Annotated in this window: 18 protein-coding genes and 1 pseudogene; 7 read left to right on the top strand and 12 right to left on the bottom strand. The window is 37.8% G+C overall.

Annotated elements, in window-relative coordinates; genetic code table 11:
* The first annotated feature begins 46 nt into the window (after positions 1–46).
* Positions 47–256 carry a hypothetical protein gene (locus CYO92_RS06055; RefSeq protein ID WP_103589056.1) on the top strand — a complete coding sequence of 70 codons (210 nt, stop codon included), beginning with the start codon at positions 47–49 and terminating at the stop codon, positions 254–256.
* Positions 257–277: 21 nt separating this feature from the next.
* On the opposite strand, the gene CYO92_RS06050 is transcribed toward CYO92_RS06055, so the two are convergent.
* Both CYO92_RS06050 and CYO92_RS06045 read right to left on the bottom strand, forming a co-directional pair.
* Positions 278–670 carry an NfeD family protein gene (locus tag CYO92_RS06050; protein ID WP_103589055.1) on the bottom strand — a complete coding sequence of 131 codons (393 nt, stop codon included), beginning with the start codon at positions 668–670 and terminating at the stop codon, positions 278–280.
* Entirely contained in the window at positions 667–1,581 is a 915-nt protein-coding gene (locus CYO92_RS06045; protein WP_054196349.1) for an SPFH domain-containing protein, read from the bottom strand. The genes CYO92_RS06050 and CYO92_RS06045 overlap by 4 nt, the downstream gene beginning before the upstream one ends.
* Positions 1,582–1,661: 80 nt before the next feature.
* Here CYO92_RS06045 and CYO92_RS06040 point away from each other — a divergent pair, with 80 nt between their 5' ends.
* From CYO92_RS06040 to CYO92_RS06030, 3 genes are read left to right on the top strand one after another with little or no spacing between them, the layout of a single operon-like run.
* The gene (locus CYO92_RS06040; protein WP_087584760.1) at positions 1,662–2,090 is read left to right on the top strand and encodes a copper resistance protein NlpE; all 429 of its coding nucleotides are present in this window, start codon (positions 1,662–1,664) and stop codon (positions 2,088–2,090) included.
* Between the two features lie 48 nt (positions 2,091–2,138).
* Positions 2,139–3,341 (top strand): copper resistance protein NlpE, encoded by a 1,203-nt coding sequence (locus CYO92_RS06035; RefSeq protein ID WP_103589054.1) that lies wholly within the window; start codon positions 2,139–2,141, stop codon positions 3,339–3,341.
* A 1-nt stretch (position 3,342) separates the two neighbouring features.
* The gene (locus CYO92_RS06030) at positions 3,343–4,539 is read left to right on the top strand and encodes an MFS transporter (RefSeq protein ID WP_103589053.1); all 1,197 of its coding nucleotides are present in this window, start codon (positions 3,343–3,345) and stop codon (positions 4,537–4,539) included.
* A gap of 48 nt (positions 4,540–4,587) precedes the next feature.
* Here CYO92_RS06030 and CYO92_RS06025 read toward each other — a convergent pair whose 3' ends face one another.
* From CYO92_RS06025 to CYO92_RS09355, 9 genes and pseudogenes are all read right to left on the bottom strand, one after another.
* Entirely contained in the window at positions 4,588–5,412 is an 825-nt protein-coding gene (locus tag CYO92_RS06025) for a CheR family methyltransferase (protein WP_103589052.1), read from the bottom strand.
* Entirely contained in the window at positions 5,399–5,968 is a 570-nt protein-coding gene (locus tag CYO92_RS06020; RefSeq protein ID WP_021090732.1) for a CheB methylesterase domain-containing protein, read from the bottom strand. The genes CYO92_RS06025 and CYO92_RS06020 overlap by 14 nt, the downstream gene beginning before the upstream one ends.
* Before the next feature lie 112 nt (positions 5,969–6,080).
* The gene (locus CYO92_RS06015) at positions 6,081–6,341 is read right to left on the bottom strand and encodes a FlhB-like flagellar biosynthesis protein (protein WP_021090972.1); all 261 of its coding nucleotides are present in this window, start codon (positions 6,339–6,341) and stop codon (positions 6,081–6,083) included.
* Entirely contained in the window at positions 6,341–7,990 is a 1,650-nt protein-coding gene (locus CYO92_RS06010) for a flagellar hook-length control protein FliK (protein WP_103589051.1), read from the bottom strand. The genes CYO92_RS06015 and CYO92_RS06010 overlap by 1 nt, the downstream gene beginning before the upstream one ends.
* A 3-nt stretch (positions 7,991–7,993) precedes the next feature.
* Positions 7,994–9,238, bottom strand: a complete 1,245-nt coding sequence (locus CYO92_RS06005) for an MFS transporter (protein ID WP_103595500.1) — start codon at positions 9,236–9,238, stop codon at positions 7,994–7,996.
* A complete protein-coding gene (locus tag CYO92_RS06000) occupies positions 9,228–9,785 on the bottom strand; it encodes a hypothetical protein (RefSeq protein ID WP_223315358.1) in 558 nt (185 codons plus the stop codon). The genes CYO92_RS06005 and CYO92_RS06000 overlap by 11 nt, the downstream gene beginning before the upstream one ends.
* Complete coding sequence (locus tag CYO92_RS05995) at positions 9,736–10,014, bottom strand: AtpZ/AtpI family protein (protein WP_103589048.1); 279 nt, start codon at positions 10,012–10,014, stop codon at positions 9,736–9,738. The genes CYO92_RS06000 and CYO92_RS05995 overlap by 50 nt, the downstream gene beginning before the upstream one ends.
* Positions 10,014–11,297, bottom strand: coding sequence for a glutamate-1-semialdehyde 2,1-aminomutase (hemL, locus tag CYO92_RS05990; protein WP_103589047.1), 1,284 nt, complete (start codon positions 11,295–11,297; stop codon positions 10,014–10,016). Before hemL ends, CYO92_RS05995 begins: the two co-directional genes overlap by 1 nt.
* A gap of 266 nt (positions 11,298–11,563) precedes the next feature.
* A pseudogene (locus CYO92_RS09355) lies at positions 11,564–11,899 on the bottom strand (c-type cytochrome); the annotation flags it as partial.
* 83 nt (positions 11,900–11,982) lie between these two features.
* Here CYO92_RS09355 and folD point away from each other — a divergent pair.
* Genes folD through CYO92_RS05970 form a run of 3 tightly spaced genes read left to right on the top strand, consistent with a single transcriptional unit; the run spans position 11,983 to position 14,394 of the window.
* A complete protein-coding gene (gene folD, locus CYO92_RS05980) occupies positions 11,983–12,843 on the top strand; it encodes a bifunctional methylenetetrahydrofolate dehydrogenase/methenyltetrahydrofolate cyclohydrolase FolD (protein WP_103589045.1) in 861 nt (286 codons plus the stop codon).
* Between the two features lie 2 nt (positions 12,844–12,845).
* Positions 12,846–13,751, top strand: coding sequence for a signal peptidase I (gene lepB / locus CYO92_RS05975; protein WP_103589044.1), 906 nt, complete (start codon positions 12,846–12,848; stop codon positions 13,749–13,751).
* Positions 13,738–14,394: a site-2 protease family protein gene (locus CYO92_RS05970; protein ID WP_103589043.1), complete on the top strand. Its 657-nt coding sequence runs from the start codon at positions 13,738–13,740 to the stop codon at positions 14,392–14,394. Before lepB ends, CYO92_RS05970 begins: the two co-directional genes overlap by 14 nt.
* A gap of 18 nt (positions 14,395–14,412) precedes the next feature.
* Here the strand turns inward: CYO92_RS05970 and CYO92_RS05965 are convergent, their stop codons facing one another.
* Positions 14,413–15,798, bottom strand: coding sequence for a DUF4139 domain-containing protein (locus tag CYO92_RS05965; protein WP_103589042.1), 1,386 nt, complete (start codon positions 15,796–15,798; stop codon positions 14,413–14,415).
* Positions 15,799–15,881: the final 83 nt, after the last annotated feature.

Raw genomic sequence — 15,881 nt, 5'->3', positions numbered from 1 at the left:
AATTTTTAAAGGCTAAAATGTGAGAAATTCTTTAAAGGAGCGAGTTATGAAAAAGATAGTATTTGCCGTTATTTGCGGACTATTTTTAGTTGGTTGTGCTAAAAATGAGCCAAAGCCAAACGAAGCTGGACACGCAGAATGTGGCTGCCCTCACCACCAAAACATGGCAACAAAAGATAAGGGAAGTTGCGAACACCACGGCGACATGCAAAATGGTGGCCATGCACATGACCACCAAATGATGCATAAACATTAATAAAAGTGCCAACTGGCACTTTTATCCAACTATCACCTTGTCACCTTTGGTGCCAAGAACCGTCACCTTCTCTCCGTTAGCTAAATTTCCGTCGTATTTCCAAAGAGTGCCTTTAAAATAGACCATATTTTCTCTGATCTCGCCAACTCCAGTCTCGTCTAAAAATTCCTCATTAAAGCTCTCTTTTCTAGACATAAATTTGCTCTTTAATGGCGCTTTTAAAAGTGCCAGCAAGACAATCGCAAGTGCTGCAACACCTAAAATTTGATAAGGCCATTCAAAAGCAATGCCAAAATTTACCGCTCCGATGATGATGAAGGCCAGCCCAAAAAATAGCAGATAAAACGAAAATAGCATAAATTCAAGGGCACACAAGAGTGCACCAATAGCTATCATTATAAAAGGGCTGATCACGCCTTATCCTTAGCTAGGAAATTTTTCAAAACGCTAAGTGAGCCAATAAGCTCAGTCGCCTCGTAAGGGACTAAAATTTTATCTTTTGAGCTATTTTTAGCTAGCTCGCTAAATGCCCCGACTCTATCGCGCGCTAGCAAAAATTCTGCTGCATTTGCATTTTTGCTCATACTATCATTTATCATATCCATAGCCTCTTTTTGAGCCGTTGCGATAGCGATTTGCTCGTATTTTTTTGCATCAGCCATACGCTCTATAGCCTCTGCTTGAAGCACTTTTTCTTGTTTTAACGCTTCGGCATTGCGTATTAGCGCCTCTTTTTCAGCCAAGGCTTTTAGCTCGATCGCACGTTTTTCACGCTCAGCTTTCATCTGCATATTCATCGCCTCTTCGATGCCAAGTGGGACAGAAATTTCAGAAATTTCTACACGCATGATCTTTACACCCCAGTTGCCAGCGGCGTCGCCAAGAGCCACTTGAAGTGCGGCATTTAGGCGGTCACGTGAGCTTAGTGTATCATCAAGATTCATCGCGCCGATCTCGCCACGAAGCGTAGTCATAGCTAAATTTGCAATGGCACGCTTGTAGTTATCGACATTATAAACCGCCATTTTTGCATCAAAAACCTTTAAAAAGACGATACCATCGACGCTTATATTAACGTTATCTTTTGTGATGACTTGCTGTTTTGTGATGTCTACAAGCTGCTCTTTTACGGTGATTATCGCTCTTATTTGATCGACAAATGGGATGATTATGTGAAATCCACCGTCAAGCACTTTGTGAAATTTGCCAAGTCGCTCAATGAGTAGATTATCAGCTTGTGAGACGATCTTGATACCAGCCTTTAAAAACAAGAACGCAAAGATAACCAGAACTACGACTAAAACGCCAAATGCTTCGATTTGCATTTTTACTCCTTTAATTTATAATTTGTTATTTTCTTAAGTATTATAATACATTTTAAATTTTATTTTCAAAAAGGATTAGCATGAAAAATTTTATATTTGCACTAAGTGCGGCCCTACTTTTGGCAGGTTGTGCCTCATCTAGCCAAAATGCAAACGTCCCACAAGGCAAATGTGAAGTAAAAAGTAGCTGCGAAGCTCCAATTAGCAGTATCGAGGGCACTTATAAAGCATTTTTACCTTGCGCTAGCTGCATGGGTGTTGATTCACGCTTAACATTAAAAAAAGATGGCACATTTGAAAGCGTAATGGACTATAAGTCAAAAGACAACTACAAAGCCGTTAGTAAAGGCAAATACTCAATCGAAAATGGTGTGATAACAACGATTGATGAGTATAAAGAAAAGAGCTTTTATAAAATAGAAGGTGAGAACCTAAAAATGCTAGATATGGATCAAAAAGAGGTCACTGGCGAGCTAAAAGATAAATACATCTTTAAACGCGTAAAATAAATTTTAAAGGCAAAATGATATAATTTTGCAATTTTTAAGGAGTTGCAAATGAAATATCTTTTTGCCATACTTATCTCATTTTTCATCCTTGGCTGCGCAAAAAATGAAAATTTAGAGCCAAAACAAAGCACACAAAATACAGTAAAAGAAGACAAGCCACTAGTTCAGGCAAATACATCCAAAAAGCCAGAAAAGCTAATACTTCCAAACTCAATTTATAGTAGTTTTCACACTATTTTGCCTTGCCCAAATTGCGAAGGCATAAAAACTATCATTACGCTAAATAAAGATAAAACCTACACAAAAACAATGCTTACTATGGATAAAGAAGTAAGCTTGATTGAAAAAAATGGTACGTTTGATGTTGATGATAGTGCTATCATTTTAAAAGATGAAAATGGCAATCTTAGCTACTTTGCGCCAAATAAAAACTCACTTCTTCAGCTTGATGATAAGAAAAATAAGCGAGTTGGCGTGCTAGCTCAAATTTATAATTTCGAGCCGGTAAATAAAGCTTACAAAGATAGTTTTTTTGCTAAATTTTATAAATTTAAAAGCAAAGATAACTTTTTAGACATTGTAATCGTGCCAAGTAAAAATGGTGCGAAAATAAGTTTTTATTCATCGTTAAAAAATGGCTCGCCACTTTGCGAGTTTAGCTCTGAGCTACTTTACGACAAGGGAATTTTTTACCTTTTAGATGAAAAAGGAATTGCTCTAAGCATACACAGGATAAATAATGCAATTTTTCTAGTAGCAAATGACAAAATTTGTAAAAATGCTCACATAAGCGGACGATATAAAAAAGATAAAGATCAAAAAAATCTCTTTGGTAAAGGCTTTTTTGCAGAGCTGACAAACGAATCAGCAAATAGAGATGTGATAAAAATTTATGGCTCAAAAAACATAAAACGAGATAATACAAAAAAAGAAAACAGCTACATCGTAACAAGTAAAAGTGAAAGAATTTTTGAATACACCTTATTAAATGGCATTATCACAAGCATTGAAATTTATTCAAATGAGTTTAAAACTCCAGAAAATATCAGCCTTAAATCAAATTTCAAAGATATAAAAAATTCTCTCGTTATCTCTAAATTTAGTAGCGATAAAAACAATATCTATCTAAAAATAGATAGCCACGATATGTTAATCACACTAAAAAATCCACTTGCCAAAGAGATAACAAGCCTAAACGATATCCCAGATGAAACAAAGATAGAGCAAATAACGCTAATGTGGAATCAATAAGTTGAAAGAATATCTTAAACTTTTAAAAGAAGAGAAAAATTTTCGCCTCTTAAGCATCATTCAGCTTATATGCTATTTTGGCGTATGGTTTTCGCACACAGGTATTTTTACGCTTCTTATCAAGCTTGATGCTCCTGTTTGGGCGATCACACTAAGTGCAGCGATGGCATTTATCCCAGGTGTTGTTATAGCTCCGTTTAGTGGAATTCTAGTTGATAAATTTAGCCCAAAACCAATGCTTGTCATCATGATGGCAGTTGAAACGATAAGCGTTTTTATGCTTCTTTTTATAGACTCACTTGATTTTTTATGGCTACTTTTACTTATCATTTTTGTTAGAAATGGCACTGGCGGAATGTATTTTCAAGTAGAGATGAGCGTGCTGCCAAAAATTTTAAGCAAAGAAAATCTCAAACTCGCAAACGAGATCCACTCTATCATCTGGGCGGTCTCATATACCGCTGGCATGGGGCTAGCTGGAGTTTATATACACTTTTTTGGCATTAAAAGCGCCTTTTTGCTTGATGGCATACTATACATTCTTAGCTTTGGATTTTTATATTTTTTAAATTTACAAGGTCTAAAGCCAGAATTTATAGAAAAACCACTAAAAATGCTAAAAAATGGACTTATGTATTTAAAAGAAAATAGACTCATCGTGCATCTTATATTTTTGCACGCCTTTGTTGGCATTACCGCTTATGACGCATTGATCGCACTTTTGGCTGATTACAAATATGCAAATTTACTCTCGACATCATTAATTATAGGACTATTAAATACCTCAAGGTCCATTTCGCTTATGTTTGCTCCAGCCATACTTAGTAAATTTATAAATAAAAACACGCTTATTTTCGTATATATCGGTCAAGGCCTTGGTATCATTATTTGGGCTTTGTCGCTTTGGAATTTTTATCTATCGCTTATTGGCATTATCTTTGCTGGATTTTGTACATCAAGCCTTTGGAGCTACACCTATACGATGCTTCAGCAAAACTGCAAAAAAGAATTTTATGGCCGAGTGATTGCATATAACGATATGGTTTTTCTTGGCTTTAGCGCTCTCATTTCATTTGTCATTGGACTGCTTTATGATATTGGATTTAGCGTTGAGATGATTGCGATATTTATGGGAAGCCTCTTTTTTATAGGGGCTTTTTACTATCACATAGTATTAAAAAGCTACAAAATAAGGTGATTAATTTTAAATTAAGTCGCCTAAGTTAAAAGGCGACTTGGCAAATTTTTATTTTTTTAGATAGTAGGTAGTTCCATTTGAAAAGCGCTTTTCATAAGCTGGAGTGTAAGGCACAAGATCAGCGTGCCCAGCGTAAAGCCTACCATCTGGCTTAAGTAATTTATGAAGCCTCTCAACACATTTTAATCTAAAATCATCATCAAAATAGATCATCATATTTCTTGAAAGCACGATATCAAATTTTCCTAGATTAAAAATAGCATCATCAAAAACATTTAAAATTTTAAACTCACACCTTGGTAAATTTTCTTTTTTTATCTTAAATCTATCATCGACTTTTGTAAAAAATCTCTCTTTTTGAAAATCGCTTAATCTGTGCAAGCTCCTCTCACTAAAAATACCATTTTGACAGCTTGCTATGGCTTCTGAGTTTATATCTATACCTACGATTGAAATTTCATGCTGTTTAAATCCCATCTCATAAGCAAGCATCGCAAGCGAATATGACTCATCTCCAGTAGAGCAAGGAGCACACAAAATTCTAGCTCCTCCAAGCTCCTTTGCGTAATAGATCACATCTTTAAGTTGAGGCAACTCTCTATAAAAATAAGTCTCATTTACAGTTACTAGATTTAAAATGTCTTGTCGTAAGCTTGAGTTATATCTTATCATCGAAACAAGATCTTTAAAGCTTTTTATCTGACGATCTCTAATAAAAATGGTAATTCGCTGCAACGTAATATCTCTTTTTGGCTCCAGATCAACTCCGCAAAGGGTTTTGATAACGTTCATAAATTCATTAAAACTATCCATATCTTGTGGAGTATTTGTTTGCATTGTTTTTGTATCTTTTGCGTCATTAGTTAATAGCATTTAAAAAATCCTCCAGCTCTTTTTTTATCATAGTTAGATTTAATGATTTTAAGCTTTGATTTAGCTCTTTTGCACGTTTTGGCATGCCATAAACTATCGCGCTCTCTTCATTTTCAGCTATACATTTTGCTCCGGCCTTATAAAGCTTATCAAGCCCAGATGCACCATCATCTCCGATGCCAGTTAGCAAGATAGCTAGGACATTTGCGCTTTTGCAAATTCCAACTCCAGATTTAAACAACACATCAACATTTGGCGTATATATAGTCTTTTCTTCTGTATTTGGCTTTGCACTAATTGGTAAATTTGGTGATACCACTACATTTTGTTCACAGACATATACGGTATTTTCTTTTAAAATTTTCCTCTCATTTAAAATTTCAACATCCAAGCCACACTCTTTTCCGATTTGCATAGCAAAAGAGTTTATAAACATTTTATTCATGTGCTGGGCTATCACGATAATAGCTCCATTTAGTTTTACATTTTTTAATAACTTTTTTAAATGCCCAGGCCCGCCAGTAGACGCCCCTATTAATATTAATTTTTGTGCCACAAATAGCCTTTAAAATTTTAATTTAATATTTAGCTTACGCCACTTTTTTGTATATCGTCAATATCCCTGCTACTCTTTATATGACTTGCTAATTTTTAAGCAAATTTATAGATTATTTCTTTGTGATCTTATATAAAAAGCTAAAAATTTCAGCAACAGCTTTATATAAATTTGGTGGAATTTCTTGATCAACTTCAACCTTGCTTAAAATTTCAATAAGATCAGGATCCTCTTTGATCGGTATATCATGCTCTTTTGCAAGATCAATTATTCTATTTGCTATCTCACCAGCGCCACTAGCCAGCACTCTTGGAGCATTATCTTTAGATCTGTTGTAGCCAAGAGCTACTGCTTTTTTCTTATTTACTTGCATTAAATTTTCTTATCAAAGCCCACATCAAGGCCACCAAATTTTTTAAATCTATCATTTAGCTTTACTTTTGACAAAGTTTTGATATTAAAGTTTGAAACTATGAGTCCAAGCTTTGATATTGCTTGCTTTAATTCGCTAGAGTTTGAGAGGATGAGCTCCTTAAACTCATTTGTTTGCGTAGCTACCGAAAGATCAATATACCTTTTATCAATAAGTCCAACCATCACATTTATCTGTCCAAATTTCTTAAAATTTAGATCGATCTGAGCGTAAAATTTATCCTTTTTGCCTTGCTTAAATGCGATATTTCCACCCTCAACGCCGTCCCAAATATAAGGCATATAAGTTTGGATCCCGCCTTGAAGGCTTGATATCATTTGATGCATCTCGATCTGCGAAATCATCTTATTTGCAGCATTTACGCTTTGCGGATTTTGACTCTTTTCACTGATATTTAAAAGTGTACTTTTTATATCTTGGCTTAGCACCTTTGAAATTTCGCTGCTATTTTTAATCGTAATGTTATTTATATCGTTTGTAGCGAGATTTAACTGCTTTAAAAGCGCCTTGCTCTCACTTAGTTCATTTTTAGCCAAACTTGCCTTAGCATCAGCAAGACTTAGGCTATGAGCAAGACGCCTCGCCGCGCTTTGGAGCTTATCTTGCAAGCTACCATCCTTTGAAACATCGCTCATCTCATTAAATGCCTTTACAAGCCCTGCTTCATCGCCTATATTATTTAGCGTTTTTAGATCGTTTTTTATGCTATCAAGGATAGTTTTTAGCTCTTTGTGATTTTGGCTAAAACCAAAATTTTGATTTAGCTTTTCATTTGCTAGGCTTGCGACTTTCTCGCTTAAATTTGAGATGAAATTTTGCATTTTGCCTATTTGATTTTTTACTAGCTCGCCATTTTGATCTTTTGAAAAATTTTTATCTAAAAATTTAACCACACTATCAAGCTTATCAACATCTTTTAAAAGGGTTTTTATGCTTGAGTTATCAAGGATGTTTTTTGCGTCATTGCTCGCTTTTTCAAGTATAGAAGCAAGTTTTGAAAAAGAATTTTGATTGTCTAATTTTTCATCATTTAGGGTTAAAATTTGATTTAGTAAATTCCCGCTTGAGAGATTTTTTATATCGCTTAGTAGCTTCTGAACCGAGCTTGGAAGCTTCTCTGGGCTAAGTGCGTCTTTTAAATTTGCTTCAAGCATTACGCCTGAGTTTTTGATCTGATCATTTAGTGAGCCGGCTTTTAGATCGGCTATTGGTTTTAGAAATTCTTTTAGCTTTAGTGCAAGGCTCTTTATCTCACTATTTTCATTTTGCGCTGCTTCTGCTTCTAAACTTTTTGCAAGGTCTGATAGCTCGCTGGCTAAATTTGGAGCGATTTTCGTGTCTTTTGCCTGAGATAAAATTTGTTCAGCCCTGCTAAGACTTGAAGCACTTTTTAGATCATCAAGTACTCTTGCAACGAGTTTTCCAACATTATCAAGTGTCTCTGAAATGCTCTGCTCACTAGGCGTTTGTACGCTTGGCTGATTTTTAAAAAGCGAGCCTTCATTTTTACGAACTGGCACATTTTGAGCAGTATTTTGTCCAGTTTGAACCGAAGTATTTGATATATTCAAAGAATTTCCTACGTTCATTTTCTACTTTTTATTTTCTCTATCGGCAAAATTTCCATTTTGCTCAATAGTAGCTATGCCAGCCGTTCTTGCAACGAGCCTGTCGTTATACTCTTTTCTCATGTGTTGTGGTATAGTTTTTTGCGTTAGCGCAAATGAAATAAGACCAGCAAAAAGCACCAAATAAACATAGATAAAGCCAAATGCTCCAAAAATTTTCATCGCATAGCTCATAAGAAGCGGTGAGAAAAGCGAAGCCAAAGAGTAGCTAAATAGCAAGGCACGTGCGACTTGCACACTCTTTGTCTTGTCTGTGATCTCATCATTTGCCCTAGCCAGAGAAAGTCCATATGTGCAAAAAATTCCAGCTCCAAAAAAGAATGAAAGCAGATATTCAACCATTAAATTTTTGCCATTTAGCAAAAACAAAACCGCACTTATTAAAGCCACGCTACTACAAAGCAAAATAGCTGGCCTTCTACCATATCTATCAGAGAAACTACCGATAAAAACTTGAGCCAAAAAGCCTCCAATCATCGCAACCGTCATAAAAAAAGATGCCTCTTTTGTGCCGTATCCTTGAAGCAAGACAAAAAGGCTTGCCATCGAAAAAAAGCCGTTTATTGCTAAGCCTGCAATGAGCGCGCCAACAAGAGCGAGCGGGACGATACCAAAAATTTTTGGGATGTTTATGGGCTGACGCTCTGGGATTTGAGGCTGATTTATACGGATCAAATTTAATGGAATGCTTGAGAGCATGATAAAAGCTGCACTTATGATGAAAATTTCAAAGATATTAAGGTTAAGCGCTAAGATCAAAATGCCAAGTCCAAAACTTGTGTAAAAAACGCCTTCATAAAAGGCTATCACACGAGATCTTATTTTGTTTGGAATTTTTGCATTTAGCCAGCTTTCTATAACCATCAAAAGCGCGTAGTAGCAATATCCCAAAAATGCACGCAATATCGCCCAAAATACTAAATTTTGATTTACCGCATGAAGCATAGCTGAAACTGCAAAAATGGCTGAAAAGATGGCAAATGCTCTTATGTGGCCAGTAGTTGAGATGACTCTGTGAGCTGTAATGGTGCTAATTAACGCACCTACAAAAAAGCCCGTGTTAATTAATCCAATCTCTAGCTCGCCCACTCCATTTTGCTTAAGAAGTGCGCTACAAGATGCGATGACTAGGCCATTTCCGATAAAAAGCAAACTCATGCCCAAAAATAGCGGTCCCATTGAGCGGATGATCCTAAAGCTACTTGCCATCAGTATCCTTTGTGGTATTAAATTTATTCTCCATAAGCCCAAAAATAAATGCGCCAATTGGCATCGGAGCAAGCCCAACTAAAAAGCCAGACACATTTAGTAAATTTTCATTTTTTAAAAAAATAAATCCAAAAAAAAGTATCGCATAAGCCACTAAGCGGTAAGGCATAAAGGCTGCTGCGAAACTCTTATCTTTAAATGAAAATTTCTGCTTTTTTAGCCTTGCTTTTTCATCTTTTAGGCTAAGCTCTTTTGCCTCATTTTGGGACAAAATTTCTTCATCCTCTTCGTCCTCTTCTTCTATCTTGGCTAAAATTTCATCTCTAGCGTTTTCTAGTCTAGAATTTATGCGGTTTTTGTAGGCAAAAAAACTAGCCGTTAGGATGACAAGCGAGGCAAAAAATGAAATTTGTGAGCTTATAAAAAATTGATTTGATATAAATTTGCCAACCGCGCTAAGAGCCAGCCAAAGCACAAAATAGCAAATCAAAAGCCTACTAATCGTCCTCATCATCGTCTTTTGTGTAGCCTTTGTATCTGCTTTCATCTTTTAGCTCATCTAAGCTTTTTATCTGTGCTTTGTAAGCTTTATAGACGTTTAAAATAGCAGCTGCGATGCCAATAGCAAAGCCTATCCAAAGAGCTGGCGTGAAATTTGTAGCTTTTTTTACAAAATACCCTAGTCCAGTGCCAAGCAAGATCGCAACTACTATTGAAACACCAAGGCTTAGCTGCTCAGCACCTGCTACGATATCTTTTATCTTAAATTTTACCATTAGGCTTTTATCTCCAAAAACGCCTCTTTGGCTGCGCTTACCGCTAGATCGATATCAGCTTCACTCATCGCGTCGCAGACAAATCCCGTCTCAAACTGGCTAGGTGCAAGATAAATTCCACGCTTAAGCATCGCTTGGTGAAATTTAGCAAAGAGTTTTGTGTCGCTCTTTAGCGCATCGTCGTAGTTTTTTACGGCATGCTCTGTAAAAAAGTAGCCAAACATCGAGCCACGAACATCAGTTTGGATGGTGATACCAGCACTCTTTGCAGCCTCTTTAAAGCCAGCCATTAGTTTTAGGGCAAGCTTTTCAAGCCTAGCGTATAAATTTGGATCACTATTTATCTTTGAAATCGCTGCTATACCAGCGCTCATCGCCACTGGGTTGCCACTTAGCGTGCCTGCTTGATAGACAGCGCCATCTGGGCTTAGGCAGTCCATGATCTTGGCCTTGCCACCAAATGCAGCGACGTTCATGCCTCCGCCTATGACCTTGCCAAATGTGACAAGATCAGCGTCCACCTCGTGAAATGGATATGAGCCAAAGCGAGAAGCTCTAAAGCCGCTCATAACCTCATCAAGGATAAGCACAGCGCCAAATTTATCGCAAAGTGCTCTAAGCTCTTCTAAAAATTTCTTATCAGCTGGCACAAGCCCCATATTTCCTGCGATTGGCTCGATTATGACGACGCCGATTTTGTCTTTATTATTTTCAAAAATGGCTTTTACGCTTTCTATATCGTTATAAACTGCCAAATAGGTGTTTTTCACAACATCTTGTGGTACGCCGCTGCTTGAAGCGTTGCCGTATGTCGTTGCACCGCTTCCTGCTTTGATAAGAAGTGCGTCGCTGTGTCCGTGGTAGCAGCCTTCAAATTTGATAAGTCCGTCTTTTTTGGCATATCCTCTAGCCACTCTTATCGCGCTCATAGTGGCCTCTGTGCCAGAGCTTACGAAGCGAATTTTATCTATTTGTTTAAACTCATCACATATTAGCTTTGCTAGAGCGGTCTCTTTTGGAGATGGCGCGCCGTAAGATACGCCTTGTTTTACAGCAGAGATGATCGCCTCTTCGATATCTTTGTCGCAGTGACCAAAGATGAGTGGTCCCCAGCTTTGGATAAAGTCAAGGTATTTTTTACCCTCAACATCGTATAGATAAGCTCCCTTAGCGTGATCGATCATCACAGGCTCTCCACCAACACTTCCAAATGCACGAACAGGTGAATTTACGCCGCCTGGGATATATTTTTTGGCTTCGCTAAATGCCTCTTTATTTGTCATTTTTTATCCTTTTGATTTTGTGTTTTTAAATTTATTTTTTGATTATCTTTTGGGTTTGCAGCTGGTTTTGCTGGCGACTTTGGGGCTTGCGTAGTAGCAGTTTTTGCTGACTCAGCTGGCTTAGCTGTGGTAGTTTTAGCTGGTTCTGCTGGTTTTGTAGCAGGGGCGGCTTTGGCAGATTGCTCTGGCTGTTTTTGCGTCGTATCAGTGGAAACTGGCTTGCCTAAATTTTGCGCTTTTGCTGCTTTTGAAGGAGTATTTATCTTGTTTGTAATGTACTCATAAAGAATAGTTGTCTCCTCGTCTGTCAAAAAGTAACTTGGCATGACGCCTTTTGGCTTAGTTAGAGCTGCTTTAAAGCTTTCAAATTCTATATCATTTATCTTTGGTGCTCTAAGCTCATCGTCAACCGTTTTGTTTACCTTTTTGTCAAAGTGCTTGTATTTAGAGATTAGACTGCCCTCACCCTTTGCGCCGTGACATTTATCGCATCCTATGCCGCGTGGATTTAGATATAGCATCTTGGCGTACTCAGTCTTTGTGATAAAATCAGCTCCAAAAATCGCCACACAAAAAAGCAAAATCAAAAAAACAGACCGCATAAACCTCTCTTTTAAAAATTTAATTTAATTTTAGGTATGATACCACCCTTGTGATTAAAAAAGCTTTTAAATAAGGATCCAATATGAAAATTTTAGACGGCAAAGCTGTATCTTTAAAGGTCAAAGAAAGCGTAAAAGTAAGAGCTGAAGAACTAAAAAAATTTGGCGTCGAGCCAACCTTGGCCGTCGTCTTGGTCGGCGAAGATAAGGCATCTCAAACATACGTTAGAGCCAAAGAGAAAGCCTGCAACGAATACGGCATAAAAAGCGTGGCTCACCGTCTAAGCGAAAATACAACCCAAGCAGAGCTTCTAGCACTTATAAATGTGCTAAATTTAGACGATAGTATCCACGGCATCTTGGTACAGTTGCCACTTCCAAAACATATAGATACAAATACCGTTTTAGCAACGATCGATCCAGCAAAAGACGTAGATGGCTTTCACGCTGTAAATGTCGGCAAACTTGTTAGTGGGCTAGATGGTTTTGTGCCTTGCACACCGCTTGGAGTTATGGAAATTTTAAAAGAGTATGGCATAGAAGTAGCTGGGCTAAATGCAGTAGTGATTGGCAGAAGCAACATTGTTGGCAAGCCTATGGCAAATTTGCTTTTAAACGCCTCAGCAACCGTTACCGTGACTCACAGCAAGACTAAAAATTTAAAAGAAATTTGTAAAAATGCCGACCTCATCGTCGCAGCCATTGGCAAGCCATTTTTCTTAAAGGCTGACATGGTAAAAGATGGCGCAGTAGTCGTTGATGTGGGCATAAACAGACTTGATGATGGCAGACTTGTAGGCGATGTGGACTTTGACGAGGTTGCCCCAAAATGCTCATACATCACGCCGGTTCCTGGTGGCGTGGGTCCGATGACGATTGCGATGCTTTTAAATAACACAATCCTTGCAGCCCAAGCTAAGATAGCTAGCCAAAAAAGAGCCTAATAATGAAAAAATTTTTTACTAAATTTTATGACTTTTGCTCAAGCTGGACTGGCACAGTCATCATCGTGCTTTTTGTTATATTTTTCATAGCTCAAGCCTTTGTTATCCCGTCTGGTTCGATGAAAAATACGCTTTTGGTTGGTGATTTTTTATTTGCAAAAAAATTTGTTTATGGTATACCAACACCAAGAATTCCGTGGCTTGAGGTAAAAATTTTGCCTGAGCTAAATGACAATGGTCACCTCATCACAGGCGATGGTCCTGCAAGGGGCGATATAGTCGTATTTCGCTATCCAAACGATGAGAAAACTCACTTTGTAAAGCGCTGCTTTGCAACTAGCGAGGACGAGATCGTTTTTACTGAAAAGGCCCTATATCTACGCCCAAAAGAGGGAGATAGCTTCATAAAGGCAAACTGCCGTGAAAATTTAAACGGCAAAGAGAGCAAATTTGGCTACTCTTGTAACGATATAGCCGAGCTTGATGGCAAACTTTTCATAAAAGAGCCATATAGATTTAGCGGCATCCACTACGATGAAAATGTAAATTTATTTGAGCAGATGGTTTTCATGCTAAATACAAACAAATCAAACGTTTTTATGAAGCCAGCGCTCATTAGCTCACTACCGCAAAATCCAAATTTTAACTTTAACGCATTTTACGTCAAAGTGCCAAAAGATGAGTACTTTATGATAGGCGACAACCGCGACCACTCAAACGATAGCCGTTTTTGGGGAAGCGTGGCTTACAAGGACATAGTCGGTAAGCCTTGGTTTATATATTTTAGCTGGGACAGCAACTACAATGTGCGCTGGGAGCGTATCGGACGCTTTGTAGATACGATAGAAAATGATGAGTTTTTCACAAAACAAGCTCTAAAAGAGGGAGAAGTTGATGGACTTCACTAATTTTGCCCCTATCAAAGTCGCTACTATCGTCCTATCTTTAATAATCGCCATCGTCGGCCATGAGATCGCTCACGGATATGTCGCTTATAAATTTGGCGATAACACAGCAAAAAATCTTGGCAGACTTAGCATAAACCCTATAAAACACATCGATCTTGTTGGCACTATCATCGTGCCGCTGGTGCTTTATCTAAGCACTGGTATGATGTTTGGCTGGGCAAAACCAGTGCCTGTAAATACCTACACAGTCGTGCGAAATGGTGGCTACAAGGCAGCTATCTACGTAAGTCTAGCTGGCATTTGCTACAACATCATCCTAGGCGTCTTGTCGCTTTTTGTGCTAAAGGCTCTATTAAATATAGAAACCTTTGAAATTTTACTTCAGTTTTTATTTACGCTTGCGCTTTTAAATTTGATTTTAGCCATCTTTAACCTCTATCCGATCCCACCACTTGATGGCTTTCACACGCTCGAGTATGCGCTTAGAAATTTTGGCTTTCACGCACTGGCTGAAAAGCTTGAGGGCATCTCGCGATATGGCTTTGTCATCCTTATCATCATCCTCGTCTCGCCTTTAAAAGATACTATCTTTTATCCGACAAGATACGTTTTAGATATCGCAAGTGCATTTATAAATGGCTAAATTTAGAGCAAATTTGCTCTAAATTTTTGGCTTTGTGATCTTATAAGAGTACTCTTTTTTAAATTCCTCTTTTGGCGCAAGGCTAAATTTAAGCTCCACCTTGCCATCTTTGCTGATATCTTTTTTATCAAAGCCCTTTATCTCGACCTTTACCGCCTCGTCAGCAGAGACTGGCACACGATCGACCAAGGCGACATCGACGCTCTTGCTTGAGTTATTTTTGACACTTATCTCATAGCCCTCTTCGCTTATGCGATCCTTACCAAGAAGCGAGCTCTTTTTAAATTTATTTAAGCGCTCTTTTTTAAGCTCGATTAGCTCGTTTTGTCCTAAAAATAACTGCGCTGGCTCATCTTTAGCTTTCATCTCAAACTCGCTTGAACTGCCAACACTAACACCATTAACATAAAACTGCGTTTTAGCTGGCGTTAGATCATCATTTAGCTTAAAGCTAGCTACGTTATATGCCTTTAGTGAGCCGTAAAAATCAGCAAAAACGCTAAAATTTGCATCCATTTTTTGCGTATCATAAGTTATATATTTGCTCTCGCCCTTTGCTAAATTTATCCCATCTATCTTCCAAATTTTGGCAAACTCATTTTCATCTCTTTGCACACGCATATCAGCGACCTCAGCAGTGACTTTCGCAGCTCTTAGCATATTTTTTGAAGCGCCGTAACCATCAGCCTCCGCCTCACTCTCCTCGTACCAAGGGTAAAACTTGCTTGGAGCAAGCGCCTTTTGGTATCTGGTCGGATAGATGGCGAGCTTTAAATTTTTAACATCGCTGGCAAATGGGTTGGTGAGCAAAATTTCTTGTTTTATCAAGATATTTTTGTTTTTTGTGTCTGCATAAATTTCATTTAGCGTCTTTGGGGCATCATCATCCATGTATGATAGCGTCGCCTCTTTTGGGTCGCAAGCAAATTTTATATCAAGCTGCAAAAATCCAGCCATCTCGCTCTTTGGCTCATTTTCTTTAAGCACTTCAAGCTCACTTTTAGCAGCTGAAATTTTCTCGATATTTTCTAGGCTAAATTTATAAAACTCATCAGCCCTTTTTGTCACATCGTTACTTTTGTTTTCTTCTACCAAAGCTTGCTCTATAAACCTACCTCTTGCATTTAGCGCCTCAAGCTTGCTACTTAAATTTGCAACTTCTTGCTTCCATTTTATGTAACTTGGGCTATTTTCTTCGCTGATCTTTTTTAGATAAGCATTCGCGTCACAATCCCCATTTATAGTGATGCTCTCACTCTGCACACCCTCTGGCACAAAGGCGCTAAAAGAGCTATTTGCGTCACTAAATTTTTGAGTGATGATGGTTTGATCTGTGTAGATCTCTATTAGATTTTCATTTGCAAAGGCTAGCATAGAAGCCACTAAAAAGAGCGCTTTTTTCACATTTTCTCCTTTAAATTTTTGGTAAATTATAGCTTCATTTTGGCTGAGAGTAAAATTTTATTTTAATGCAACTTTGACTATAA

This window comes from Campylobacter concisus (assembly GCF_002913715.1).
GTDB lineage: Bacteria > Campylobacterota > Campylobacteria > Campylobacterales > Campylobacteraceae > Campylobacter_A > Campylobacter_A concisus_AG.
Note: the sequence above shows the minus strand (reverse complement) of the source record. Positions and strands in the feature narration are given on the sequence as shown.

Excerpts from the sequence above, each read along its gene's own strand:
- CYO92_RS06055 (WP_103589056.1), top strand. The coding sequence starts at position 47 with ATGAAAAAGATAGTATTTGCCGTTATTTGCGGACTATTTTTAGTTGGT.
- CYO92_RS06045 (WP_054196349.1), bottom strand. The coding sequence starts at position 1,581 with ATGCAAATCGAAGCATTTGGCGTTTTAGTCGTAGTTCTGGTTATCTTT.
- CYO92_RS06040 (WP_087584760.1), top strand. The coding sequence starts at position 1,662 with ATGAAAAATTTTATATTTGCACTAAGTGCGGCCCTACTTTTGGCAGGT.
- CYO92_RS06035 (WP_103589054.1), top strand. The coding sequence starts at position 2,139 with ATGAAATATCTTTTTGCCATACTTATCTCATTTTTCATCCTTGGCTGC.
- CYO92_RS06025 (WP_103589052.1), bottom strand. The coding sequence starts at position 5,412 with ATGCTATTAACTAATGACGCAAAAGATACAAAAACAATGCAAACAAAT.
- CYO92_RS06015 (WP_021090972.1), bottom strand. The coding sequence starts at position 6,341 with ATGCAAGTAAATAAGAAAAAAGCAGTAGCTCTTGGCTACAACAGATCT.
- CYO92_RS06010 (WP_103589051.1), bottom strand. The coding sequence starts at position 7,990 with ATGAACGTAGGAAATTCTTTGAATATATCAAATACTTCGGTTCAAACT.
- CYO92_RS06005 (WP_103595500.1), bottom strand. The coding sequence starts at position 9,238 with ATGGCAAGTAGCTTTAGGATCATCCGCTCAATGGGACCGCTATTTTTG.
- CYO92_RS06000 (WP_223315358.1), bottom strand. The coding sequence starts at position 9,785 with ATGAAAGCAGATACAAAGGCTACACAAAAGACGATGATGAGGACGATT.
- CYO92_RS05995 (WP_103589048.1), bottom strand. The coding sequence starts at position 10,014 with ATGGTAAAATTTAAGATAAAAGATATCGTAGCAGGTGCTGAGCAGCTA.
- hemL (WP_103589047.1), bottom strand. The coding sequence starts at position 11,297 with ATGACAAATAAAGAGGCATTTAGCGAAGCCAAAAAATATATCCCAGGC.
- folD (WP_103589045.1), top strand. The coding sequence starts at position 11,983 with ATGAAAATTTTAGACGGCAAAGCTGTATCTTTAAAGGTCAAAGAAAGC.
- lepB (WP_103589044.1), top strand. The coding sequence starts at position 12,846 with ATGAAAAAATTTTTTACTAAATTTTATGACTTTTGCTCAAGCTGGACT.
- CYO92_RS05970 (WP_103589043.1), top strand. The coding sequence starts at position 13,738 with ATGGACTTCACTAATTTTGCCCCTATCAAAGTCGCTACTATCGTCCTA.